The 22,827-nt window shown below is 70.6% G+C and carries 22 protein-coding genes; 14 read left to right on the forward strand and 8 right to left on the reverse strand.

Annotated elements, in window-relative coordinates; genetic code table 11:
• Window positions 1-2 precede the first annotated feature (2 nt).
• From ACFYTT_RS03785 to ACFYTT_RS03810, 6 genes are all read right to left on the reverse strand, one after another.
• Complete coding sequence (locus tag ACFYTT_RS03785) at window positions 3-866, reverse strand: creatininase family protein (protein ID WP_387257573.1); 864 nt, start codon at window positions 864-866, stop codon at window positions 3-5.
• Window positions 863-2,650: an iron ABC transporter permease gene (locus ACFYTT_RS03790; protein WP_236145632.1), complete on the reverse strand. Its 1,788-nt coding sequence runs from the start codon at window positions 2,648-2,650 to the stop codon at window positions 863-865. Before ACFYTT_RS03790 ends, ACFYTT_RS03785 begins: the two co-directional genes overlap by 4 nt.
• Complete coding sequence (locus tag ACFYTT_RS03795) at window positions 2,647-3,720, reverse strand: ABC transporter ATP-binding protein (protein ID WP_131052147.1); 1,074 nt, start codon at window positions 3,718-3,720, stop codon at window positions 2,647-2,649. Before ACFYTT_RS03795 ends, ACFYTT_RS03790 begins: the two co-directional genes overlap by 4 nt.
• A 172-nt stretch (window positions 3,721-3,892) precedes the next feature.
• Complete coding sequence (locus tag ACFYTT_RS03800; protein ID WP_387257578.1) at window positions 3,893-4,936, reverse strand: extracellular solute-binding protein; 1,044 nt, start codon at window positions 4,934-4,936, stop codon at window positions 3,893-3,895.
• A 22-nt stretch (window positions 4,937-4,958) separates the two neighbouring features.
• On the reverse strand, window positions 4,959-6,122 hold the full coding sequence (locus ACFYTT_RS03805; protein ID WP_176093813.1) for an ROK family protein: 1,164 nt from the start codon (window positions 6,120-6,122) through the stop codon (window positions 4,959-4,961).
• A gap of 297 nt (window positions 6,123-6,419) precedes the next feature.
• On the reverse strand, window positions 6,420-7,313 hold the full coding sequence (locus tag ACFYTT_RS03810) for a LysR family transcriptional regulator (protein WP_387257581.1): 894 nt from the start codon (window positions 7,311-7,313) through the stop codon (window positions 6,420-6,422).
• A gap of 135 nt (window positions 7,314-7,448) precedes the next feature.
• On the opposite strand from ACFYTT_RS03810, the gene ACFYTT_RS03815 reads away from it, so the two are divergent.
• Both ACFYTT_RS03815 and ACFYTT_RS03820 read left to right on the forward strand, forming a co-directional pair.
• A complete protein-coding gene (locus tag ACFYTT_RS03815) occupies window positions 7,449-8,309 on the forward strand; it encodes an aldo/keto reductase (RefSeq protein WP_387257583.1) in 861 nt (286 codons plus the stop codon).
• 121 nt (window positions 8,310-8,430) lie between these two features.
• On the forward strand, window positions 8,431-10,323 hold the full coding sequence (locus ACFYTT_RS03820) for a glycoside hydrolase family 5 protein (protein ID WP_387257585.1): 1,893 nt from the start codon (window positions 8,431-8,433) through the stop codon (window positions 10,321-10,323).
• A gap of 15 nt (window positions 10,324-10,338) precedes the next feature.
• Here ACFYTT_RS03820 and ACFYTT_RS03825 read toward each other — a convergent pair whose 3' ends face one another.
• Both ACFYTT_RS03825 and ACFYTT_RS03830 read right to left on the reverse strand, forming a co-directional pair.
• Window positions 10,339-10,635 (reverse strand): hypothetical protein, encoded by a 297-nt coding sequence (locus ACFYTT_RS03825; RefSeq protein ID WP_387257587.1) that lies wholly within the window; start codon window positions 10,633-10,635, stop codon window positions 10,339-10,341.
• A gap of 150 nt (window positions 10,636-10,785) precedes the next feature.
• The gene (locus ACFYTT_RS03830) at window positions 10,786-11,361 is read right to left on the reverse strand and encodes a DUF5872 domain-containing protein (protein ID WP_131052154.1); all 576 of its coding nucleotides are present in this window, start codon (window positions 11,359-11,361) and stop codon (window positions 10,786-10,788) included.
• Window positions 11,362-11,461: 100 nt separating this feature from the next.
• On the opposite strand from ACFYTT_RS03830, the gene ACFYTT_RS03835 reads away from it, so the two are divergent.
• The 12 genes from ACFYTT_RS03835 to ACFYTT_RS03890 all read left to right on the forward strand — a co-directional run bounded on the left by ACFYTT_RS03835 (window position 11,462) and on the right by ACFYTT_RS03890 (window position 22,764).
• The gene (locus ACFYTT_RS03835; RefSeq protein WP_236145633.1) at window positions 11,462-12,100 is read left to right on the forward strand and encodes a M23 family metallopeptidase; all 639 of its coding nucleotides are present in this window, start codon (window positions 11,462-11,464) and stop codon (window positions 12,098-12,100) included.
• A 48-nt stretch (window positions 12,101-12,148) separates the two neighbouring features.
• Window positions 12,149-12,610, forward strand: coding sequence for a hypothetical protein (locus tag ACFYTT_RS03840; RefSeq protein ID WP_387257589.1), 462 nt, complete (start codon window positions 12,149-12,151; stop codon window positions 12,608-12,610).
• Window positions 12,611-12,790: 180 nt separating this feature from the next.
• Window positions 12,791-14,326 (forward strand): ABC transporter substrate-binding protein, encoded by a 1,536-nt coding sequence (locus ACFYTT_RS03845; RefSeq protein ID WP_176093818.1) that lies wholly within the window; start codon window positions 12,791-12,793, stop codon window positions 14,324-14,326.
• A gap of 18 nt (window positions 14,327-14,344) precedes the next feature.
• Window positions 14,345-15,289 (forward strand): ABC transporter permease, encoded by a 945-nt coding sequence (locus tag ACFYTT_RS03850; RefSeq protein WP_131052158.1) that lies wholly within the window; start codon window positions 14,345-14,347, stop codon window positions 15,287-15,289.
• Window positions 15,286-16,218: an ABC transporter permease gene (locus tag ACFYTT_RS03855; RefSeq protein WP_236145634.1), complete on the forward strand. Its 933-nt coding sequence runs from the start codon at window positions 15,286-15,288 to the stop codon at window positions 16,216-16,218. Before ACFYTT_RS03850 ends, ACFYTT_RS03855 begins: the two co-directional genes overlap by 4 nt.
• On the forward strand, window positions 16,215-17,204 hold the full coding sequence (locus ACFYTT_RS03860; RefSeq protein ID WP_387257592.1) for an ABC transporter ATP-binding protein: 990 nt from the start codon (window positions 16,215-16,217) through the stop codon (window positions 17,202-17,204). Before ACFYTT_RS03855 ends, ACFYTT_RS03860 begins: the two co-directional genes overlap by 4 nt.
• The gene (locus ACFYTT_RS03865; protein ID WP_387257594.1) at window positions 17,201-18,235 is read left to right on the forward strand and encodes an ABC transporter ATP-binding protein; all 1,035 of its coding nucleotides are present in this window, start codon (window positions 17,201-17,203) and stop codon (window positions 18,233-18,235) included. The genes ACFYTT_RS03860 and ACFYTT_RS03865 overlap by 4 nt, the downstream gene beginning before the upstream one ends.
• 90 nt (window positions 18,236-18,325) lie before the next feature.
• Window positions 18,326-18,772, forward strand: a complete 447-nt coding sequence (locus ACFYTT_RS03870) for an RrF2 family transcriptional regulator (RefSeq protein ID WP_387257963.1) — start codon at window positions 18,326-18,328, stop codon at window positions 18,770-18,772.
• A gap of 288 nt (window positions 18,773-19,060) precedes the next feature.
• Window positions 19,061-20,083, forward strand: a complete 1,023-nt coding sequence (locus ACFYTT_RS03875) for a sulfate ABC transporter substrate-binding protein (RefSeq protein WP_176093819.1) — start codon at window positions 19,061-19,063, stop codon at window positions 20,081-20,083.
• Window positions 20,080-20,928 carry a sulfate ABC transporter permease subunit CysT gene (gene cysT / locus ACFYTT_RS03880; RefSeq protein ID WP_176093820.1) on the forward strand — a complete coding sequence of 283 codons (849 nt, stop codon included), beginning with the start codon at window positions 20,080-20,082 and terminating at the stop codon, window positions 20,926-20,928. The genes ACFYTT_RS03875 and cysT overlap by 4 nt, the downstream gene beginning before the upstream one ends.
• On the forward strand, window positions 20,921-21,757 hold the full coding sequence (locus tag ACFYTT_RS03885) for a sulfate ABC transporter permease (RefSeq protein WP_387257597.1): 837 nt from the start codon (window positions 20,921-20,923) through the stop codon (window positions 21,755-21,757). Before cysT ends, ACFYTT_RS03885 begins: the two co-directional genes overlap by 8 nt.
• Entirely contained in the window at window positions 21,754-22,764 is a 1,011-nt protein-coding gene (locus tag ACFYTT_RS03890) for a sulfate/molybdate ABC transporter ATP-binding protein (protein ID WP_131052164.1), read from the forward strand. The genes ACFYTT_RS03885 and ACFYTT_RS03890 overlap by 4 nt, the downstream gene beginning before the upstream one ends.
• The last annotated feature ends 63 nt before the right edge of the window (window positions 22,765-22,827 follow it).

The raw sequence follows: 22,827 nt of genomic DNA on the forward strand, positions 1-22,827 counted from the left end.
GGTCACCCCTCCTCCCCGGACAGCGGATCACCGGACGGCGGCGGATCGGTGGGCAGGGGATCGGCGGTGGGCGGCGCGGGTGGCGGGGCGGCGACCCAGGCGGCCACGATCTCCCGCAACCGGGCACCGGCGATGTGCCGGACCCGCTCGCCGCTGGCCACGTCGGCCAGCGAGATGTGCCCGGACCAGCCCTGCCACGGGTCGGGCCGGGACTCCACCAGCACGTACGGGTGGGCCACCGGCAGCTTCGGCTTCGGCGGCAGGTCCTCGACCGCGTCGAGGCGTACCGCGTCGGGGTCGAAGCCGAGCACGCCGGAGGTCTCGTAGGCCCCGCCGTGCCCCCGCGCGGGCAGCTCGCCGTAGATCTGCGTGGTCTCCGCCGGGGTGACCAACTGGAACCAGTTGACCAAGAGCAGGCTGGCCTGCCGGCGGCCGGAGACCCACTCCATCGCGGCCCGCGCGGTGGACATGTTGGCGTCGTGCCCGTTGACGATCAGCAGGCGGGGGAAACCGGCGGCGACGATCCCCTCGATCACGTCGGCCAGGTAGCCGACCGCGATCTCCGGACGGATCGCCACCGTCCCCGGCCACGGACGGGTCTGCCCCGGGCAGGCCGCATACGCCACGGCGGGAAAGAGCACCCCGCGCGGGCCGTCGCCGGTCGCGCCGCTCTCGGCGGCGAACCCCTCGGCCAGGATCAGGTCGGTGCCCAGCGGCAGGTGCGGGCCGTGCCACTCCACCGCGCCCACCGGCAGCACCGCGAAGTCCGCGGCGGCGGCCACCGCCGCCAGTTCGCCACCGGGCACCCGGCCGATCGGCAGCAGGCCCGACTCCGGCCAGTCCACGGTCACCTCGGTACGCGTCACGTCGTCCACTTCGCCGCCTCCCGGGACGCCGACCGGCCGCTCTGGAGCCGACCGGAGACCACCATCACCACGAAGATCAGCGCCACCTGGAGCATGCCGTAGGCGGCGGCGGTGCCGACCTCGAACGAGTACATCCGATTGTTGATCTCGACGGAGATCGGTGCGGTCTGCGACGTGTAGATCAGCACCGAGGCGACGAACTCACCGACGCCGTTGACGAAGGCCAGCAGCGCGCCGGCCGCCACCCCGGGGATCATCAGCCGCAGGGTGACCGTGCCGAACGCCCGCCACCACGAGGCGCCCAGGTTGCGGGCCGCCTCCTCCAGCGAGGGGTCGATCTGCGCCAGCGTGGCCGAACTGGACCGGAACACCAGCGGCAGGAACCGCACGAAGTACGCCAACGGCATGATCCAGAAGGTGCCGATCAGCACCTGCCCGAAGCTGAACGCGTTGCCGGTGCTGAACGCCGAGATCAGGTTGATCGCCACCACCGTGCCGGGCAGCGCCCACGCCAGCATGACCGCCACGTCCAGCAGCGCCCGACCCCGGAAGTCCAACCGCCGCACCGCGTACGCGATGAGCACGCCGACCACCACACAGGCGACCGTGGCGATCAGGCTCATCTGCAACGAGTTGAGGATCGGCTGGAACGCCCTCGGGTCGGAGAAGATGGTGACGAAGTTCTGCCAGGTGTACGCCGACGGGATCACCTCGGTCGTCCACGACCCGTCCTCGGAGAACGCCACCAGGCCGATCGTGACCACCGGTGCCAGCAGCACCACCGTGGCCAGGATCGAGGCGGCGAGCGCGGCCCACTTGCCGAACGGGTTGGTGATCTCCCGCCGGTGCGCGGCGACGCCCTTGGACTGCGAGCGGTAGCTGCGCCGCCCCTCGTACCAGCGCATGCCGAGCAGGAACAGGATCGACACCACCGCCAGCACCGAGGCGTACGTGGAGGCCATCGGCAGGTCGCCGTTGGTGCGGTTGATGTAGATCTGCATGGTCATCGTGCGGTCCACCCCGAACAGCAGCGGAGCGGTGTACGACGCCAGCGAGGTCATGAACACCAGCAGCGAGGCCGAGACCAGCGCCGGGGTGAGCATCGGCAGCAGCACGGTCCGCCACACCCGGACCCGACCGGCGCCGAGGTTGTACGCGGCCTCCTCCACCGACGGGTCCATCCCGGCGAGGGCGGCCGAGGCGGCGAGGTAGAAGAACGGGTACATGGTGAAGGTGTGCACCACCAGCACCCCGGCGATGCCGGTGAACGGCAGCACCGGGCTCTCGGTGCCGAACAGTTGCTGGAGCCCGCGCGGCAGGATGCCGGTCTCGCTGTAGAGCAACTGGAACGAGATGGCGCCGATCAGCGGCGGCAGCGCGGCCGGCACCAGGATGATCGCCTCGATCAGCCGGCGGCCGGGGAACTGGAAGCGCTTGAGCAGGAACGCCATCGCCACGCCGACGATCCCGCAGAGCAGCACGCTGGCCGCCGAGATGCCCAGCGAGGTGAGCAGCGCGGACCGGGCCACGCCCCCGCCGCGCAGGAACTCGGTGTAGTTGGCCACCCCGTCCACCCCGACGCTCTCCGCGAAGGTGGCGAACATCGGCTGGACCACGTACCCGAACAGGATCAGCGCCAGCGGGAACACCAGCGCGTACGGGAACCAGCGGGAGCTGGCGCCACCGGCGAAGCGTCCGCCCAGCCGGGGACGGCGACCCCGTCCGGGCGGGGTCGGGTCCTCGGTGATCGGCGGGACGGTGGCGGCGCTGGGTGCGGCCGTCACGGGTGCACCACCCACATGCGCTCCCGGTTGAGCCGCAGCCCGATCTGGTCGCCGACGGCGACGCCGGACGGCACGTCGATGGCGGCCACCTGCACCGACTCGCCGGCCACCTCGACCACCAGGTTGGTGGCCATGCCGGTGAACTCCAGCTCGGTCACCCGGCCGGGCAGCGCGCCCGCCTCGGTGGCCGAGGTGAGCCCGATGTGCTCCGGGCGTACCGACACCAGCGCGGTCTCGCCGGAACGCAGGCCGTGCCCGACCGGCGCGGCCACGACGATCTCGGTGCCGTCCGGACGGCCGACGGTGACCGTCTCGTCGGTGACGGCCGTGACCGGCAGCGACAACACGTTGCTGCGGCCGATGAAGCGGGCCACGAAGGCGTTGGTCGGCCGGTGGTAGATCTCCTGCGGAGCACCGATCTGCTGCACCCGGCCGGACTCCATCACCGCGATCCGGTCCGACATCGCCATCGCCTCGGCCTGGTCGTGGGTGACGTAGATGGCGGTGGTGCCGCTCTCCTTCTGGATGCGGCGGATCTCGGTCCGGGTCTCCTCGCGCAGCTTCGCGTCGAGGTTGGAGAGCGGCTCGTCGAGCAGCAGCGTACGCGGGCGGATGACCAGGGCTCGGGCCAGCGCCACACGCTGCTGCTGACCGCCGGAGAGCTGGTCGATGCGCCGCTCGCCGTACCCGCCGAGGTGCACCTCGCCCAGCGCCTCCTCGACGCGTCGCCGGGACTCGGCCCGCCCCACCTTGCGGATCTTCAGCCCGTACGCGACGTTCTGCGCCACCGACATGTGCGGGAACAGCGCGTAGTTCTGGAACACCATGCCGGTGTCACGCTTGTTCGGTGGGCGGCGGGTGACGTCCTCGGTGCCGAAGCGGATCCGGCCGGAGGTGGGGAAGTAGAACCCGGCCACCATGCGCAGGGTGGTGGTCTTGCCGCAGCCGCTCGGGCCGAGCAGGGTGAAGAACTCACCGGCGGCGATGCTGATGTCGACATCGTCGACGGCCGCGGTGTCACCGGCGCGGGCGAATCGCTTGCTCACCGACTCCAGCGTGACATCGATCATGATGTCCTCCTTCTCGTGCTGCCGGTCGTAGGTAAGAGGGGTGCTGCCGGCCGCGATGAAAGGAAGGGGCCCTTCCTAACGCCTGCGGTATAGGAAGGGTCCCTTCCTAACAGCGGTCGGCCGGACGGCGGCCGGGTCGGGGTACGCGTACCCCGACCCGGTGCCGACGCGGTCAGCCCTTGTTCTTGATCTGGCTGTTCCAGTGGTTGATCCACTCGGTCTCGTGCTCGGCGATCACGTTCCAGTCGACGTTCATCGGGCGCAGGTCGAGCTGGGCCAGCCACTCCGGCTGGTCGGCGATCTCGATGGCGGGGATCTGGAAGAAGTCCTTGGCCAGGTCGGCGCGGAGCCCGTCGTCGAAGAGGAACTCGATGAACTTCTGCGCGCCCTCGGAGTTGCCGCCCTTGACCGCGGCGAGGCCGTCGACCAGCACCGGCGCACCGGAGGTGGGCATCACGTAGCCGAAGGGCATGTTCGACTGGTTGGCCTGCAACAGCACGTCCTGCAGGTTCCAGGCACTCAGTGTGCCCTGCTGGCGGGAGAGCTTGAGGTACAGGTCGGCCGGGTTGGCCGCGTACGAGCCGGTGTTGGCGTCGAGGCGCTTGAGCCAAGCGTACCCGGGCTGCGGGTTGCTGCCGTCGGGGGAGAGACGCTGGATCATCGAGGCGTAGATCGACCGCATGGTGCCGGAGGCGGCCACGTCCCGGATGATGATCTTGTCTTTCCACTGCGGGTCGAGCAGGTCGTCCCAGTCCTTCGGGGCCTGCTCCGGGGTGAGCGCCGCGTTGTTGTACATGATGACCTCGGGCAGCAGGATCTCCCCGAACCAGCGGCCCTCGGCGTCCTTGTACTGCGCGTCCATGTCCCCGGCGAACGACGGCTGCCAGGGGGCCAGCAGGTCCTCGGCCGCACCCGCCGACAGACCCTGCTGGGTGCCGCCCCACCAGACGTCGGCCTGCGGGTTGGCCTTCTCGGCCCGGACCCGCTCCAGGATCTCCTGGGCGCCGATGTTGAGGATCTCGACCTTGCCCTGGTACTCGGGGTACTTCTCGGTGAACTTCTCCACCACGAAGTCCGTGACCTTCTTGTCCCGGGCGGTGTAGATGGTGAGCTGCTGGACGTCACCGGCCGCGTCGTCCGAGCCGCCACCGCCGCAGGCGGTGCCGACGGCGAGCACGGAGGCGAGCGCCCCGGCCAGGAGAAGTCGTCGTTTCATGAGGTACCTCCGAGGGAAGGGATCAAGGGGTGGGTAGGAGTTGGGGTGTGCCGGCCGCCGCAGCGGCGAGGGCGTAACTGACCGCGCCGTGCAGCACCGCGCGGTCGCCGAGGACCGCCCGGCGTACCTCGGTGGTGGCGGGCGCGGAGGCGTCGACGAGCGTCTGGAGCCGCGCCACGGCGTCGTCGTCGAGCTGGGTGGCGGCGCCGCTGAGCAGGACCCGGCCCGGGTCGATCACGCAGACGCAGGAGACGATCAACCGGGTCCAGGCGGCCAGGACCTCGTCCAGGTACGCCGCCGCCCGCGCGTCGGTGCGGGCGAGCTCGACCAGGGCGGCCACCGGTGCGTCCGGCCGCCGCCCGGGAGCCAGTGCGACGACTCGTTCGGCGACGGCGTTCTCCGACCACCGGGCCTCGAACGGGCCGATCCCGTCGTGTCCCCGGTCGCTCGGGTCCAGCGGCAGGAAGCCCACCTCGCCGGCCGCGCCACCGGCGCCCCGACGGACCTGCCCGTCCAGGACCAGTCCGGCGCCGATGCCGTCGGCGACGTGCAGCAGCAGCAGGTCGGCCACGTCGATGCCGGCCCCGGCCGCGTGCTCACCGGCCGCCATCAGGTTGACGTCGTTGTCCACCACGACCGGCACGCCGAGGTGGCGTTGCACCGATTCGCCTATCTCCCGGCCCTCGACCAGCCCCACCGAGGGGGCGAGCCGGACCGTGCCGCCCGAGGAGACGCCCGGCGCGGCGATCGCCACCCCGCGCAGCGCGGGCAGCCCGTCGCCGGCCAGTTCGGGTACGGAGCGGCAGATGCTCTCGACGATGTCGCCGGCGAGTCGGACCGCCCGGTGGGCGATGACGGTGCCGTCGCTGTCGGCGATCTCGCAGCTGATCCGGGTGGGCTCCAACGACACCGCGGCGACCAGTTCGGCGCGCGGGTTGAACTCCAGCATGGCCCGGGGGCGACCGGCCCGGGAGGTGCCCGGGCCGCGTTCGATCAGGTAGCCCTCGGCGATGAGCTCGCGGACGAGGGGCGTGAGCGTGGCGGGGCTCAACCCGGTCAGCTCGGTCAGCTCGGCGCGGGAGAGCAGCCGCACCTGGCGGGCGGTGGAGATCACCGAGAGGCGCTTGATCTCCTTCGACCGCTCCCGGCTCACCGGGCTCGTTGGTGGCGTCACCACGTCAGTCACACTTCCTTCCTACGGCGAACGAACTATTGCGTCAAGTAACGAGTTGGTCTCGGGCGTCCGACGACACCGCTCTGAGCTGGTCAGATGTCCGATTCGCGGGGCGATGTGAGGGTGCGAAGAAGCGCGTGTTGCCGCATCGAGAAGGCGGAGATTATTTATTCCGCGTACAAACGAAGCGACGTGCGGCATCCGGTCGTCCTGGTGTCGTCAGGCATGACCATCCAGTGTGTACGGACCGCTTCGGTGCCGTGCGTCGGGTCGGCGCACGGACGTACCGCAGCGCCGACCCGGCGTCGGTCAGGCCGGCCGACTCGTCGCGGCGGCCCGGATGCCGTCGAGGCCGAGCAGCGCGGTGGCGGCGGTGCTGGGATGCCGACCACCCGCGGTCGCCACGGCGAGCTGCCAGTGCGGCGGGTCGGTGAGCGGCACGAAGCGCGCGGCGGTCCGCTTGCCCCGGAAGACCTGGGGAACGACGGCGACGCCGAGCCCGTGACCGACAAGGTCGAGCAGCCAGTGCACGTCGTTGACCTCGAACGCGACGCGCCGCTCCACCCCGGCGGCGGCCATCGCCTGGTCGACGGCATCGCGGCTGATCCAGCCTGGGGAGAAGTCGACGAACGTCTCGCCCGGCAACTCCCGCAGGTCGACTGCGGTGCGGTCGCGCAGCGGATGGGTCGGCCCGCAGGCCAGCACCAGCGGCTCGGCCCGGAACGGAGCCAACGCGACGCCGGGCACCACGCTCGCGGGCGCGGAGACGAACGCCAGGTCGAGGTCGCCGGTGCGGACCCGTTCGATCAGGTCGGGTGAGCCGCCCTGACGCAACCGGATCTCGACACCGGGGTGGGCGGCGTGAAACCGGGCCAACGTCGCCGCGAGATCGACCGCGCCGAGACACTGGAGGGTGCCGATGGCCAGCGTGCCGCGCAGCAGTCCGCGTACGGCGGCGACCGCGTCCTTGGCGGCGGCCACGTTGGCCAGGGCGTGCCGGGCCTGGGTGAGCAGCGCCCGCCCCTCGTCGGTCAGCTCCACGCTGCGGGTGTTGCGGACGAAGAGGCTGGCGCCCAGCTCACGTTCCAGCGAGCGGATGGACGTGGAGAGGCCGGACTGCGCCACGTGCAGACGCTCGGCGGCGCGGGTGAAGTGCCGTTCCTCGGCGACCGCCACGAAGTACTCGAGCTGGCGCAACTCCACGATTCATCACCGCCACCGATTGCCGGAATCAGATTCTTCTGTTGGACAGCTTAGCTATCGGGGTAGAAGGTGGAATCCGGGCGTTGCGGGCCACCCGCCCGCCCGCCAACCGCACTGCTTCGAGGAGGAGCCTGTATGCAGACCCGCCGTATCGGTGACGTCGCCGTCGGCGCGATCGGCCTCGGCGCCATGCCGATGTCGATCGAGGGCCGCCCCGACGAACAGCGTTCGATCGCCACCATCCATGCCGCGCTGGACGCCGGGGTCACGCTGATCGACACCGCGGACGCCTATCACCTGGGCCCCGCCGACGCCGGTCACAACGAGTCGTTGATCGCCGACGCCGTGGCGAGCTACGGCGGCGATACGTCCGACGTGCTGATCGCCACGAAGGGCGGCCACGTACGCCCCGGCGACGGCCTCTGGACGCTGAACGGCAGGCCCGAGCACCTCCGGGACGCCGTCGAGTCGTCGCTCAAGCGGCTCGGGGTCGAGGCGATCGGCCTCTACCAGTTCCACCGCCCCGACCCGAACACCCCGTACGCGGACTCCATCGGCGCCCTGCGGGACCTGCTCGACGCCGGCAAGATCCGGATGGCCGGCATCTCCAACGCCGACCCCGACCAGATCAGGCAGGCCAACGAGATCCTCGGCGGCCGACTGGTCAGCGTGCAGAACCAGTTCTCGCCCGCCTTCCGCTCCAGCGAACCGGAGCTGGCGCTCTGCGCCGAGCTCGGCATCGCCTTCCTGCCCTGGAGTCCGCTCGGCGGCATCTCCAACGCCGCCGAACTGGGTTCCCGGTTCGCGGTCTTCGCCGAGGTCGCCCGGGAGCGCGGCGTCAGTCCGCAACAGGTCTGCCTGGCCTGGATGCTGGCGAAGGCGCCCACGGTGATCCCGATCCCCGGTTCGTCGCGCCCGGAGACGATCCGGGACTCGGTCGGCGCGGCCGACCTGGAACTCTCGACCGAGGAACTGGCCCGCCTCGACGCGGCCTGACCGACCGGCATCCGCGAGCCCCTCCTCCGACCCCGGTCTGGAGGACGGGGCTCGCGGCCGGTGCGCGACTGCCATCGACCGTCTACTATCGACGGTGATCAGCCGGTGTCGGGAGGTCGCCATGCGCAGGTCGATGCCGTGCCTCGTCGCCGTCTCCGGCCTGCTGGCCGGGCTGGTTCCGGCGGTCGTGCCGGCCAGTGCCCGTCCTTCGACGGCTGCGGGTAGCGTGACGGCCGCCGACGATCTGGCCGCCTCCTGGACCGGCCCGTTGAGCACCCGGGGCCGGTACGTGGTCGACGCCCACGGCAACCGCTTCAAGCTCAGGTCCGGCAACTGGCACGGCGCCAGCGGCACCTGGACCGGCAGCGGCGACCGCGCCGACCCGGCCACCCACCACGCCGGGGAGATGGCCGACCAGATCCCGATCGGCCTGGACCGCGCCCCGATGGCCGAGATCGTCGCCGGCTTCCACGAACTCGGCCTCAACAGCATCCGCCTGCCGTTCTCCAACGAGATGATCCGCGACACCCGCCCGGTGCCGGACGCCGCCGTCCGCGCCAACCCGCACCTGCGCGGCCGGACCCCGATCCAGGTGTACGACGAGACGGTCCGGACGCTGACCGCCGAGGGATTCGCGGTCATCCTCAACAACCACACCAACACCTCGCGCTGGTGCTGTGGCGTCGACGGCAACGAACGCTGGAACGCCAGCCAGAGCACCGCCCAGTGGGAACAGGACTGGCTCCTGATGGCCCGCCGGTACGCCGGCAACCCCCGGGTCGTCGGCGCCGACCTCTACAACGAGGTACGCCGCACCGTCCTCGACGACCCGAACTGGGGACTCGGCGACCGGCACGACTGGCACGCCGCCGCCCAGCGGGTCGGTGACCGGATCCTCACCGAGGCCAACCCCCACCTGCTGATCATCATCGAGGGCATCAACTGGTACGGCCTGCCGGTGGACGGATTCCCGCACGGGCGCCCCACCCTCGAACCGGTCGGCCGGCTCTCGCACACCCTCGTGCGCTCCCACAAACTGGTCTACTCGGCGCACTTCTACGGCTACACCGGCCCGAACCACAGCGGCGCGACCGGCATCGGCGAGACCAGCGACCCCCGCTACCAGGACCTCACCCGCGACCAGCTCGTGGAGACCGTACGGCGGCAGGCGACGTACGTGGCGCTCGACGCCGACCGGCACTTCACCGCACCGGTCTGGATCAGCGAGTTCGGCGTCGGCGGCCGGGACAACACCAACCAGCGTTCCCGGGACTGGTTCCACCACTTCGTCGACCACCTGATCGCCACCGACGCCGACTTCGCGTACTGGCCCCTGGTCGGCTGGCACGACAACCGGCGGGGCAACGGTTGGGCGCTGCTGCACTGGGACGCCGCCGGTCACCGGATGGGCCTCTACGACGGCGACGACTGGCGGGCCGACGCGTGGCGTCGCCTGGTCACCGGTGGCCGGACCGGCCCGGTCGCCCCGGTGCGGAAGTGGTCGATGCTGACCCTCGACCACACCGACCTGAACCAATCAGTACGGATGCGTGCCGCCCCGGACTGGGACTCCGGCGCCCGCAAGGCGGTCTGCCCCGACGACCAGCGGCTCATCGGCCTGAGCCGCACCGGCAACCGGGGCCTGTGCACCGACACCCCGGACACCGGCGGCCACGTGGTGGTCCGCGACGAGTCGCACGTCGACGTCGACTGGGCCTCCGGCTTCACCAAGCTGCAATGCCCGCCGCACAAGACCGTCGTCGGGTACGCCGTCCGTGGCGCCAACCTGTCGTCCGTGCTCTGCCGCGACGCGGGCACCACCGTCGGTGGCACCCGCCGGACGGTCTGGTTCGACCGTGGCGACAACCGACCGGCCGGCAATCCCGGCGGCGACTTCGCCAACGGGCACTTCAAGGGGCAGTGCGCCGTCGGTGAACACCTCGTCGGCGTCGCCTACCGCGCCTGGATCTGGTCACCCGGCAAGGAACCCGACGCCCTGCTGTGCCGTAGCTGACCGGAGGGTCGCGGCTCAGCTCACCCCGAGGGTGACGGCCAGCGAGACGACCGTCGCAGGCGCGTCCGGATGGCGGATCGTGTCGGCGAGGACGTCCCGGGCTGCGGTGCGGTGGCGTACCTCAGCCGACGCGGTGCGATCGGCGTCGAGCAGCTCCGGTGCAGCAGGAGGCGAACGCTGGGCGGGCGAAACGGCGTTGCCGCCCGTGGCTGGCGTGCGGGCGGCCACGCCCGCTCCGCCGCCGCAGCTGCGCTCCGTCCACGCAGACACAGCGATAGGCGGGTAGATCTGTTGTCGCTCCAGCAGCAACAAATCTACCCACCTTCGCGGGCTCGCCCCGCCTCGCGCGCCCACGCCGCCCTGCGCCGGCGAGGAGATGTTAGGAAGGGTCCCCTGCTATGCACCAGGCGTTAGCAGGGGACCCTTCCTTGCACCAGTGGGCGCCTGAGGTGCGCGCGCGAGTCAGCGGCGGTCTAGTTCCGACTGGAGGCGTTGCAGGAGGGTCTTGCGGGCCTTGCCGCCGCGTTCGCGTCGCAGCGCCGCCCGGAGCTGGTTCTTGTCCAGGCCGGGTACGAGTCGACTGGCCTCGGGAACCGTCAGTTCGGTGAGCCGCTCGGCCGAGGTGGCGGCCCGGCCTCGGGGCGAGGTCGCCTCCTTGCGGGCACGTTTGGCGGGTCCGGTGTTGGCGACGAACTGCCGACCGGTTCGCGACGCCTGTCGCTTCTTGGTCTCGGTGTCGCGCTTCTGCTCGTCCGAGAGCTTTTCCCACGCCTTCTTCGGCAGGTATCGCGCCGTTTCGTCACCCTTGCGGGCCCGGGTGGAGCCGGTGCTGGTCTGCCACTTCTCCGCACCCCAGCGCTCCAACGACCGTTGCCGTGAGTCCTTCGGCCCCAGGAAGCCGCCGCCGCGCCGCTCGTACTCCTTGGTGAGCAGTTGCGACTTGCGGGCCGACCACTGACCGGGCCGGCCGCCCCGGTCGGAGGCCATGATCTCGGCCTTGATCTGCTCCCGGAGTTCCGGTTTCGTGTACCGCGCCATGCCGGGTCGTTACCCGAACGCGGCCCTGGTGAACGTGGCCGTCGGGGTCGGGCCTCGGCGGCGGCGAAGCCACTCGCCGGCCTCTGCCATGCTTGGCAGGGTGACGACCGGCCATCCCCGCACCCATCGTCGTACCCGCCGTCCCTGGCGACTCCTGCTCGCGCTCGGTGCCGTCGCGGCCCTGGGCGCGGCCGCCTACGTGGTGGTGCCGCAACTGCTGCCGCCGGGACCGCGCCCGCTGTTCCAGATGCCGGTGGGCTGCGGCGAGACGTGGCAGGTGGGCACCTACCCCGGCCACGGCGAGTACGACGTCGACTTCTTCCCGCTCCAGGGCGAGCAGTGGGGGCAGCCGGTGCTCGCCTCGTACGCGGGCACCGTCACGGTGTCCGGCATCAACGGGTCGCTGGGTGGGCGTACACCGGAGAATCCGGAGGGCCCCCGGGGCCGGGGCGGCGGCTACTGGGTGAAGATCGACCACGGCGGTCGGTGGGAGACGCAGTATCTGCACCTGCTCGAACCGCCGCTGGTGGAGGAGGGGCAGCGGGTCGCGCAGGGTGAGCAGATCGGGCGGATCGGCAGCACCGGCAACTCGGGTGCTCCGCACCTGCACTACGAGCAGCGGGTGGGCTGGCAGAAGGTGGAGACCTGGTTCGACGGCGTGCCGTCCGGCATCACCAGCGACGACGCCGAGTTCACGATGAAGCTGACCAGCAACAACTGCCCCGACGGGCAGCCCTGAGTCAGCGGCGAGGACGACAGTGTCGGACCCCTCTGCTGGGATACCGGCATGGGTGTTCTGTACGCCTACTTTCGCGCGGCCGACGACGCCGCGGCGGTGCGGCTGATGGCGGAGATCGACGGCGGGCCGGTGGCTCTCGCCGACGGGCGGCCCGGTGTCGACGCGATCGACTGCAAGGGCATCGACCCGTCGGTGACGCTGGGCGAGTTGGTGGCTCTCGTGCGCAATGAGGCGGACGCCGACGACCCGGTGAAGGACCGGCTGGTGTGGAGCGGGGCCGAGGACGGCCCCTGGTTGACCGCGCTCGACGACGCGACCCGGGATACGCTGGCGTCGATCACCGCCGACCAGACGCCCGAGTTGTCCGCGCGATGGGGACGCAGCGAGGAACTCGCCTGGGACGGGCCGCTTCCCGACGACCAGATGCAGCCGGTGATCGAGGAGGTCAGCGCGCTCGCCCGACGGGCCCGGAGCGCCGACGAACACCTCTACTGCTGGTCCTGCCTCTGATCCTGCCGCCGTACGCGTCCTGCCGTCACGGCCGTTTGCGGTTAGCGTGAGGTCCAGGAGGGAGCCGGCGGAACCACGTCCTGCCAGATATACCCCGATTTATGTTGACAATCGCCGGAGAGCAGGCCAGACTCGCCAAAATCTTTCAGTAGTAGCCGGGAAAGAATCCAGGGGAGGACCATGTCCAGCACCAGATTCCGGTTGGCCGGCGCCACCTTCACCCTGATGCTCGTCGCAGTCGCGGGCTGCACCACGGGCGAGGGGGTCGACGTCGACGGGGCCGACGGGGCGAGCGCGGGCGGTGTCCTCAACGCCGCCATCGGTGGCGAACCCGACCAGCTCGACCCGCACAAGACCTCCGCCTACTACAGCTTCCAGGTCCTGGAGAACGTCTACGACACCCTGGTCGAGCCGGACGCGAACCTGGAGATGCAACCCGCGCTGGCCACTGAGTGGACCACCAGCGACGACCAGCTCACCTGGACGTTCACGCTCCGCGAGGGAGTCACGTTCTCCGACGGGTCGCCACTGACCGCCGAGGACGTCGTCTACTCGTACACCCGGATCATCGACGAGAAGCTGAACACCGCGTACAAATTCTCCACCGTGACGTCGGTGACCGCGCCCGATCCCGCCACGGTGGTCATCGCGCTGACCGCGCCCACCCCGAACCTGCTCGCCAACCTGGGCGGCTTCAAGGGTGTGGCGATCGTGCAGAAGGCCAACATCGAGTCCGGTGAGGTGACCACCAAGCCGGTCGGCAGCGGTCCCTTCGCGATCGGCTCCTACACCAGTGGCGACAGCATCCGGCTGGTCCGCAACGACAACTACTGGGGCGAGAAGCCCAAGGTGGACGGGGTGAACTTCACCTTCGTCAGCGACCCCACCGTGGCCCTGCAGAACCTGCGTGGCGGCGAGGTCCACTGGACCGACAACCTGCCGCCGCAGCAGGTGCCCGCGCTGCTCGACGCCGACGACCTGACGGTGCGCTCGGTGCCGTCCACCGACTACTGGTACCTCGCCCTCAACCAGGCCCGTAAGCCGTTCGACAACGTCGCCGTGCGCCGGGCGATCGCCTTCGCCCTGGACCGGGAGGCGATCACCAAGGCCGCCAAGTTCGGGCTGGCCACGGTCAACCAGACCGCCATCCCGCAGAACAGCGCCTACCACTACGAGTACGCGCCGTACACGCACGATGTGAACCAGGCCCGGCAACTGCTCGACCAGGCCGGTGTCAGCGGGTTGACCCTGGACCTGATGGTCACCACCGAGTACCCGGAGACCGTCACCGCCGCACAGGTGATCGCCTCGCAGTTGGCGGGAGTCGGCGTCACCGTCAAGATCCGTACGCTGGACTTCGCGCAGTGGCTCGACGAACAGGGCAACGGCAACTTCGACGCGTTCATGCTCGGCTGGTTGGGCAACATCGACCCGGACGAGTTCTACTACGCCCAGCACCACAGTGGCGGCACCTTCAACTTCCACAAGTACGCCAACCCCACCGTGGACCGGCTTCTCGACCAGGCCCGCACCGAGACCGACCAGGGCGCCCGCAAGCAGCGGTACGAGCAGGTGGCCAAGCAGATCGTCGACGACGCCAGCTACATCTACCTCTACAACCCGGATGTGGCACAGGGCTGGTCCAGCGGTCTGACCGGCTACGAGGTACGCACCGACCGGGCGATCCGGTTCCGCGACGCGGCGCTGGCGAAGTGACCGGGGCGGGGACCGCAGGTGGCCCGCTTCGTGATCCGCCGGCTGGTGCAGTCCGGCGTCGTGCTGATCGGCGTGACCCTCGTGGTGTTCCTGCTGATCCAACTGGTGCCGGGTGACCCGGTACGCGTCGCGCTCGGCACCCGTTTCGACCAGGAGACGTACGACGCGCTGCGGGCCCGTTCCGGGCTGGACCAGCCGCTGGTCCCGCAGTACTTCGACTACCTCTTCCGGGCGCTGACCGGCGACCTCGGCGTCAGTTTCCGCAGTGGCCGGCCGGTCACCGCGATCCTGCTGGAACGGCTGCCGGCGACACTGTCGCTGGCGCTCACCGCGGTGCTGTTCGCGGTGCTCGTGGCGTTCCCGCTCGGGATCGTCTCGGCCATCCGCAGCGGCTCGCTGGTCGACCACGCGGTCCGCGTGTTCAGCCAGTTCGGTGTCTCGGTGCCGGACTTCTGGATGGGCATCATGGGCATCCTGCTCTTCGCCGGGGTGCTGGGATGGTTCCCACCGTCGGGGTACGTGGCGCTGACCGAGGACCCGGCGCGGTGGGCCTCGCACGTGGTCCTGCCGGCCGCCACGATCGGCCTGGTCACCGCCTCGATCCTGACCCGCTTCATCCGCTCGTCGATGCTGGAGGTGCTCTCCGAGGACTACGTCCGCACCGCCGAGGCGAAGGGGCTGCGGGCCCGGGTGGTGGTGTTGCGGCACGTCCTGCGCAACGCGCTCATCCCGGTGGTGACCGTGGTGGCGGTGCAACTGGCCAGTCTGCTCGGCGGGGTGATCGTGATCGAGGTGCTGTTCGCCTGGCCCGGCATCGGCCGGCTCACCTTCGACGCGGTCCGGGCCCGTGACTACCCGGTGTTGCAGGGCGCGGTGCTGCTGGTCGCGGCCCTGTTCCTGTTGGTGAACCTGCTGGTGGACGTCCTCTACGCCCGCCTCGACCCGAGGATCAGGGTCCGATGAGCGGGCGGTTCGGACGCCTCGTCCCGCCCTGGGCCGGCGTCCGTTCGCGGGGATCCGGCGGCGACGGGCAGGTACGCCGCGCGTTGTCGGCGCTGGGGCGTGATCCGCTGGCCCTGAGCGGCAGCGCGGTGCTCGTGGTGCTGGTCGTGGTGGGGGTGGCCGGTCCCTGGCTGGCACCGTCGGGCATCAACGACGTGGACACCGACCGGATGCTCCAGGCGCCGAGTTGGTCGCATCCGTTCGGCACCGACGAGTTGGGCCGGGACGTGCTCAGCCGGGTGATGATCGCGGCCCGGGTGTCGCTCCAGGTGGGGCTGGTCAGCGTCGGCATCGCCCTGGCGGTCGGGGTGACCCTCGGGCTGCTCGCCGGCTACTACGGCGGCTGGCTGGACAACGTCCTGATGCGGTGCATGGACGTGGTGTTCGCGTTCCCGGTGCTGCTGCTCGCGGTGGCGATCGTGGCCGTGCTCGGCCCCGGACTGCTCACCGCGATGATCGCGATCGGGGTGGTCTACACGCCGATCTTCGCCCGGGTTACCAGAGCCGGGGTGCTCTCGGTGCGCGAGCAGGTCTTCGTCCGGGCGGCGGTCTCCATCGGGGCGTCGGACCTGCGCATCATGGGTCAACACGTCCTGCCCAACATCGCGGCGCCGTTGATCGTGCAGACCTCGCTGTCGTTGGCGTTCGCGATCCTTTCCGAGGCGGCGCTCTCCTTCCTCGGTCTCGGCGTGCAGCCGCCGGAACCGGCCTGGGGGCGGATGCTCGACGACGGCCGGGAGTTCGTCACCGACGCGTGGTGGCTCGGTGTCTTCCCCGGTGCCGCCATCTTCCTCACCGTCCTGGCGTTCAACCTGGTCGGCGACGCGCTGCGGGACGTGCTCGACCCCCGCCAGCTCACCGTCGCCGAAGCCCGAAGGAAGGTGACATGAGCGAGCGGATGGTGCTGCGGATCGAGGATCTCGCCGTGACGATCGGGACCCGGCGGGGACCGGCGCGGGCGGTCGTCGGGGTGGACTGGTCGGTTCGGGCGGGGGAGACCCTGGCCCTGGTCGGTGAGTCGGGTTCCGGCAAGAGCATGAGCGTGTTGGCCGCGACCGGGCTCGCGCCGCGCTCTGCCCGGGTGACCGGGCGCGTGCACCTGCTGGGTACGGAACTCACCGGGCTGCGGGAGTCGGAGCGCCGTCGGTTGCGTGGGCGGCACGTGGGCTTCGTGTTCCAGGATCCGATGACGTCGCTCAACCCGGTGTTGACGGTGGGTCGGCAGGTCGCCGAGGCGAGCGAGGAGCATCTCGGCCTGAGTCGGCGGGCCGCCCGCACGCGCGCCGTCGAGCTGCTCGACCTGGTCGGGATCCCGTCGGCGGCGCGGCGGGTGGACGCGTACCCGCACCAGTTCTCCGGCGGTATGCGGCAGCGGGTGGTGATCGCGATGGCGTTGTCCTGCGAGCCGGACCTGCTGATCGCCGACGAGCCGACCACCGCGTTGGACGTCACCACGCAGGCGCAGATCGTCGAGCTGGTGGCGGACCTGCGGCGGCGACTCGGTACGGCGGTCGTCTGGATCACCCATGACCTGGGCGTGGTCGCCGGCATCGCGGACAGGGTGGCGGTCATGTACGCCGGTCGCATCGTGGAGCAGGGGCCGGTCGAGGCGGTCTTCGGCCGGCCGGCGCACCCGTACACCAGCGCGCTGCTGGCGGCGCGGCCGGACCCGGCGGCGGGCGGCGGCGAGCTGGTCACCATCCGGGGTGCCCCGCCGAGCCCGCTGGACCTGCCGGCCGGGTGTGCCTTCTGGCCCCGCTGCCCGGTGCGGGGTGAGGCCCGCTGCGAGCACGAGTCGCCGCCGCTGGTGCCGGTGTCGGCCGGGCACGAGGTCCGCACGTTCTATCCGCACCGGCACGACGGGGAGGCCCGATGACCGCCGAGCGGACCGAGCCGCACCTGACCGGCGACCGGCCCGGCGAGCCGGCCGACGTGGTCGCCGCCCTCGACGACCTGACGGTGTGGTTCCCCACCCCGGCGGGTGTGGTCCGCGCGGTGGACGGGGTGTCGCTGCGGGTACGCCGAGGCGAGACGTTGGGGCTGGTGGGCGAGTCGGGCAGCGGCAAGTCGACCACCGGGTTGGCGTTGCTGCGGTTGGTCGACCCGACCTCGGGCACGGTGCGGGTGGCCGGGCAGGACGTGACCCACTGGTCGCGGCGGCGGTTGCGGGCGCTGCGTCGCCGGGTGGCCATGGTCTTCCAGGATCCGCAGGCGTCTCTCGATCCTCGTCGCACGGTGGGCGCGAGCATCGCCGAACCGCTGGTGGTGCATCGGCTCACCGATCGGGGTGCCGCGCGGCGGCAGCGGGTGGCGGAACTGCTCGACATGGTCGGGTTGCGTCGGGACCTCGCCGACCGGCATCCGCACGAGCTCTCCGGCGGTCAACGGCAGCGGGTCGGCATCGCCCGCGCCCTGGCCGGCGAGCCCGACCTGATCGTGTTGGACGAGCCGATCGCCTCGCTCGACCTCAGCGTGCAGGCGCAGATCATGAACCTGCTGCGGGGGCTGCAACGGGATCTGGGGTTGACCTATCTGTTCATCGCGCACGACCTGGCCGCCGTGGAGCACATGAGCGACCGGATGGCGGTGATGTACCTGGGGCGGATCGTGGAGTCCGGTACGCCGGCCCGGATCTGGCAGCAGCCCGCCCATCCGTACACTGCGGCGCTGCTGTCGGCGATCCCGGTGGCGGATCCGCAGGTCGAGCGGGCCCGTCGGCGGATCATCCTCAACGGCGACATCCCCAGCCCGGTGGACCCGCCGACGGGTTGCCGCTTCCGGACCCGGTGCCCGCAGGCCAGGTCGGACTGCGCCCGGACCGATCCGCCGCCGGTCGAGGTCGTCCCGGGGCACCGGGCCGCCTGTCTCTTCGCCGGGGAGGCGGTACGCGCGATGCGCGGCGAGTAGCCCGTCGGGCCCGACACCTTGACGCGCCGCCCCTAACTGTCCACCATTCCTATATGTTTGATGGATTATGTAGGGCGCTGGTGGGGTGACGTGTACGTCTCAGCGCGATCGGACTACGCCGTACGGGCGATGCTGGCGGTGGCCGAGCGCCACCCGGCGGTGGTGAAGGCGGCGGTGCTGGCCGCGAGCCAGGACATCCCGTACTCGTTCCTCCAGGGCATCCTGCTGGACCTGCGAAGGGCCGGCCTGCTGCACAGTCTGCGCGGCGCGGACGGCGGGTACGCGTTGACCCGCGCGCCGGAGGGGATCACCGTGGGTGACGTGCTGCGCGCCACCGGCGGGGCGTTGACGACGGTCCGTGGCGCGCCCGCCGACGTCGCCACCTATCACGGCGTGGCCGCCGGGCTGGGGGAGGTGTGGTTGTCGGTGCATCGGGCGATCGAGGACGTGGTCGACCACACCACGCTGGCCGACCTGCTCGCGCCGGCGGTCGGGCTGGCGCGCGACGTCGTTGATCGGCCACCCCGGGTGGCGTGACGGATCGGCGCGTCGAGCCGGTCGGACAGCCCCTCTGGGCAAGGCTTGAAAACCTGTCGAGTTAGTGGGATATTCGGTGCGCGGTCGGCGCGGACGACCAGACCTGCCGCGTCCGATGTGGAGTCGGGCGCGACGGGGGATCGTCGCCGTGCCGGCCGGGCATCGGCGCCCGGTCCGTGACCGCCTCCAACACTGTTTCGGTACACGACAGCTCAAAACGGGCATATTCCCTATCTAATCGGTCGGATTTATATAGTGCGGTCACGCACTGGAGGAGGACGGGTTCCGATGAGGCACCGGATCAGAGCGGCCATCGCTCTCGCCATGGTCACCGGCGTGGCGCTGTCGGGCTGCGGCGGCGGTGACGCGGCCGGCGGCAGCTCCGCCACGTTGAGCATCGTCGGTTTCGCGGTACCCGAGGCGGCCAACAAGGCCATCGCCGCCGAGTGGAACAAGACCGAGGCGGGCGAGGGGGTCCGGTTCCGGACCTCGTACGGCGCCTCCGGCGACCAGAGCCGCGCCGTGGTGGCCGGCCTGAAGACCGACTACGTGCACTTCTCGGTGAGCAGTGACGTGACCCGTCTGGTCGACGCCGGACTGGTCGAGGAAACCTGGGACGACGGCCCGACCAAGGGCATCGTCTCGTCGTCGGTGGTGGTGCTCGCGGTCCGTGAGGGCAACCCGAAGAACATCCAGGGCTGGGACGACCTGGTCAAGCCCGGCATCGGCATCGTCACCCCGAACCCGGCGTCCTCGGGTGCCGCCAGGTGGAACGCCCTGGCCGCCTGGGGCCACATCGCCGCGAACGGCGGCACGGACGCCCAGGCACAGGAGTACGTGACCAAGCTCTTCGGCAACGTCGTGTCGCTGCCGAACAGCGGACGGGACGCCACCACCACGTTCCTCGGTGGCACCGGTGACGTCCTGCTCGCGTACGAGAACGAGACGATCCTCGCCCGGCAGAACGGCGAGAAGCTGGACTGGGTCCTGCCGGAGACCACCATGCTGATCGAGAACCCGGGCGCGATCCTCAAGGACGCCGACCCCAAGGCGAAGGAGTGGCTGGACTTCGTGCTCGGTCCGCAGGGGCAGCGGCAGTTCGCGCTGACCGGCTTCCGGCCGATCATCGACGGCGTCGACACCAGCGGCGTCGAGGGCGCGATCGACCCGAACAACCCGTTCCCGGCCCCGCAGAAGCTGCTGACCGTGGAGAAGGACTTCGAGAGCTGGTCGGCGCTGTCGGAGAAGTTCTTCGACGAGAGTGACGGCATCGTGACCAAGATCATCGCGGCCTCCGGGAAGGCCAAGTGACCTCGGCGACCCTGGTTCCGGACCGGCCGGCGGGCAACCGCCGGTCGGCCCGGGCCGGCCTCCCGCTCACCTGGGTCTCCGGCCTCGGGCTCGGCGTGGCGATGGTCTGGTTCAGCCTGCTGGTCCTCATCCCGCTCGCCGCCGTCGTGGTGACCGCCAGCGAGGGCGGCTGGGATGGCTTCTGGCGGACGGTGACCAACGAGCAGACCGCCGCCACCCTCCGGCTGACCATCGGCACCGCGCTGCTGGTCACGCTGGTCAACGTCGTGATGGGCACGCTGATCGCCTGGGTGCTGGTGCGGGACCGGTTCTTCGGCAAGCGGGCGCTGGAGATCCTCATCGACGTCCCGTTCGCGCTGCCGACGATCGTCGCGGGCCTGGTGCTGCTGTCGCTGTACGGGCCGGACAGCCCGCTCGGCGTCAACATCGCCAACACCCGGATCGCGGTCTTCCTCGCCTTCCTCTTCGTCACGCTGCCGTTCATCGTGCGCACCGTGCAACCGGTGCTCTCCGAACTGGACCCGGACGCGGAGGAGGCGGCAGCGTCGCTGGGCGCGAGCCGGTTCACCACCTTCCGGCGGATCATCCTGCCCAGTCTCACGCCGGCCATCGCGGCGGGCGCCACCCTGTCGTTCGCCCGGGCCGTCGGCGAGTACGGCTCACTGGTCCTGCTCTCCGGCAACCTGCCGATGCGGACCGAGGTGGCCTCGGTCCGCATCCTCAGCAGCATCGAGAACGACAATCCCGACAGCGCGGCGGCGGTCGCCGTGGTGCTGCTGGCCGTGTCGTTGGCCGTCATCGTCGTACTCGACGTCATTCAGCGGAGGGTGATGCGCCGTGGCTGAACACCGCACCGTCGCGCGGAACAGTGTCGGTCGCCGTCCCGGCCGGTACGTCCTGCGGTTCGTCGTGACGGCGTACCTCTTCTTCCTGGTGGCCTGGCCGTTGTACCTGGTCGGACGGAACGCGTTCGCCGACGGCTTCGTCAACCTCAACGACATCCTGACCGACCCCGACGTGACCCACGCGTTGCAGCTCACCGTGCTGGTCGCGGTCGTCGCGGTGGTCATCAACACCGTCTTCGGCGTCGGCATCTCGCTCCTGCTGGTCCGCTACGACTTCCCCGGCAAACGGACGCTGAACGCCCTGCTCGACATGCCGTTGTCGGTGTCGCCGATCGTCGTCGGCCTCGCGTTGATCCTGGTCTACGGCGGCCGGGAGGGCTGGTTCGGCCCGACACTCGAAGCAGCCGGATTCCAGATCATCTTCGCCGTGCCGGGCATGGTGATGGCCACCGTGTTCGTGGCGCTCCCGCTGGTCATCCGGGAGGTCGTCCCGGTCCTCCAGGAGGTCGGCGACGAGCAGGAACAGGCCGCCCGCAGTCTCGGCGCGAACGCCGTGCAGACGTTCCGCCGGATCACGCTGCCGGCGATCAAGTGGGGCGTGATCTACGGCGTCGTACTCAGCCTGGCCCGCTCGCTCGGTGAGTTCGGCGCGGTCAAGATCGTCTCCGGCAACGTGCTCGGCGCGACCCGGACGGCCACCCTCGTGGTCGAGGAGAAGTACCTGAACTTCGACAAGGGCGGCTCGTACGCCACCGCCTTCCTCCTCGCCCTCGTCGCCGTGGCCTGCATCATCGTCGTATCCGTCCTCAGGCCGAAGGAAGACCGTTGAGCATCGAGATTTCCCAGGTCGGTAAGCGTTTCGGAGACTTCGTCGCGCTCGACGACGTGTCGGTCAGCATCCCCGCCGGTCGGCTCACGGCGCTGCTCGGTCCCTCCGGCGGCGGAAAGTCCACGCTGCTGCGGATCGTCGCGGGACTGGAACGCGCCGACACCGGGCGGGTCGAGATCGACGGTGTGGACGCCACCCACCTGCCGCCGCAGAAGCGCAACGTCGGGTTCGTGTTCCAGCACTACGCGGCGTTCAAGCACCTGACCGTCCGGCGCAACGTGGCCTTCGGGCTGGAGATCCGCAAGCGTGCCAAGGACGAGATCACCCGCCGGGTTGACGAGCTGTTGGCACTCGTCCATCTCGGACAGTTCGCCGAACGGCTGCCGTCGCAGCTCTCCGGCGGCCAGCGTCAGCGGATGGCGCTGGCCCGCGCGCTGGCCGTCGAGCCCACGGTGCTGCTGCTCGACGAGCCGTTCGGCGCGCTGGACGCGAAGGTCCGCAAGGAACTGCGTGACTGGCTGCGTCGCCTGCACGACGAGGTGCACGTCACCACCGTCTTCGTCACCCACGACCAGGAGGAGGCCCTGGAGGTCGCCGACGAGATCGTGGTGATCAACGAGGGCCGGGTGGAGCAGATCGGCTCGCCCGACGACCTGTACGACCGCCCGGCCAACGAGTTCGTGATGCGCTTCCTCGGCCCGGTCACCCAGCTCGGCGACGAACTGGTGCGCCCGCACGACCTCCAGCTCTCCGCCGACGGCGCGGACAGCGCCGGCGTGGTCGGCCGGGTCACCCGGGTCACCCGGATCGGCTTCGAGATCCGGGTCGAGGTCACCACCTCCGGCGGCCAGCCGGTGATCGTGACCCTCACCCGCAACGAGTTCCACGCGCTCGGGATCCAGGTCGACTCGCCGGTGCGGATCCGCATCACCCCGGGCAGCCCCACCACCACGGTCACCGCGCCCACCCAGCGCTCGGAGGAACCGACCCTCGCACCCTCGCACTAGCAAGCGCCTCGTCGGCCCCGACGCACACCGCGCACGATCGTGCCCGACACGACCGACGCGCAC

Source organism: Micromonospora sp. NPDC003816 (assembly GCF_042874705.1).
Taxonomy (GTDB): Bacteria; Actinomycetota; Actinomycetes; order Mycobacteriales; family Micromonosporaceae; genus Micromonospora.

Coding starts and splice junctions, on each gene's coding strand:
- ACFYTT_RS03795 (WP_131052147.1), bottom strand. CDS start 3,720: ATGATCGATGTCACGCTGGAGTCGGTGAGCAAGCGATTCGCCCGCGCC.
- ACFYTT_RS03800 (WP_387257578.1), bottom strand. CDS start 4,936: ATGAAACGACGACTTCTCCTGGCCGGGGCGCTCGCCTCCGTGCTCGCC.
- ACFYTT_RS03815 (WP_387257583.1), top strand. CDS start 7,449: ATGCAGACCCGCCGTATCGGTGACGTCGCCGTCGGCGCGATCGGCCTC.
- ACFYTT_RS03820 (WP_387257585.1), top strand. CDS start 8,431: ATGCGCAGGTCGATGCCGTGCCTCGTCGCCGTCTCCGGCCTGCTGGCC.
- ACFYTT_RS03830 (WP_131052154.1), bottom strand. CDS start 11,361: ATGGCGCGGTACACGAAACCGGAACTCCGGGAGCAGATCAAGGCCGAG.
- ACFYTT_RS03840 (WP_387257589.1), top strand. CDS start 12,149: ATGGGTGTTCTGTACGCCTACTTTCGCGCGGCCGACGACGCCGCGGCG.
- ACFYTT_RS03845 (WP_176093818.1), top strand. CDS start 12,791: ATGTCCAGCACCAGATTCCGGTTGGCCGGCGCCACCTTCACCCTGATG.
- ACFYTT_RS03855 (WP_236145634.1), top strand. CDS start 15,286: ATGAGCGGGCGGTTCGGACGCCTCGTCCCGCCCTGGGCCGGCGTCCGT.
- ACFYTT_RS03860 (WP_387257592.1), top strand. CDS start 16,215: ATGAGCGAGCGGATGGTGCTGCGGATCGAGGATCTCGCCGTGACGATC.
- ACFYTT_RS03865 (WP_387257594.1), top strand. CDS start 17,201: ATGACCGCCGAGCGGACCGAGCCGCACCTGACCGGCGACCGGCCCGGC.
- ACFYTT_RS03875 (WP_176093819.1), top strand. CDS start 19,061: ATGAGGCACCGGATCAGAGCGGCCATCGCTCTCGCCATGGTCACCGGC.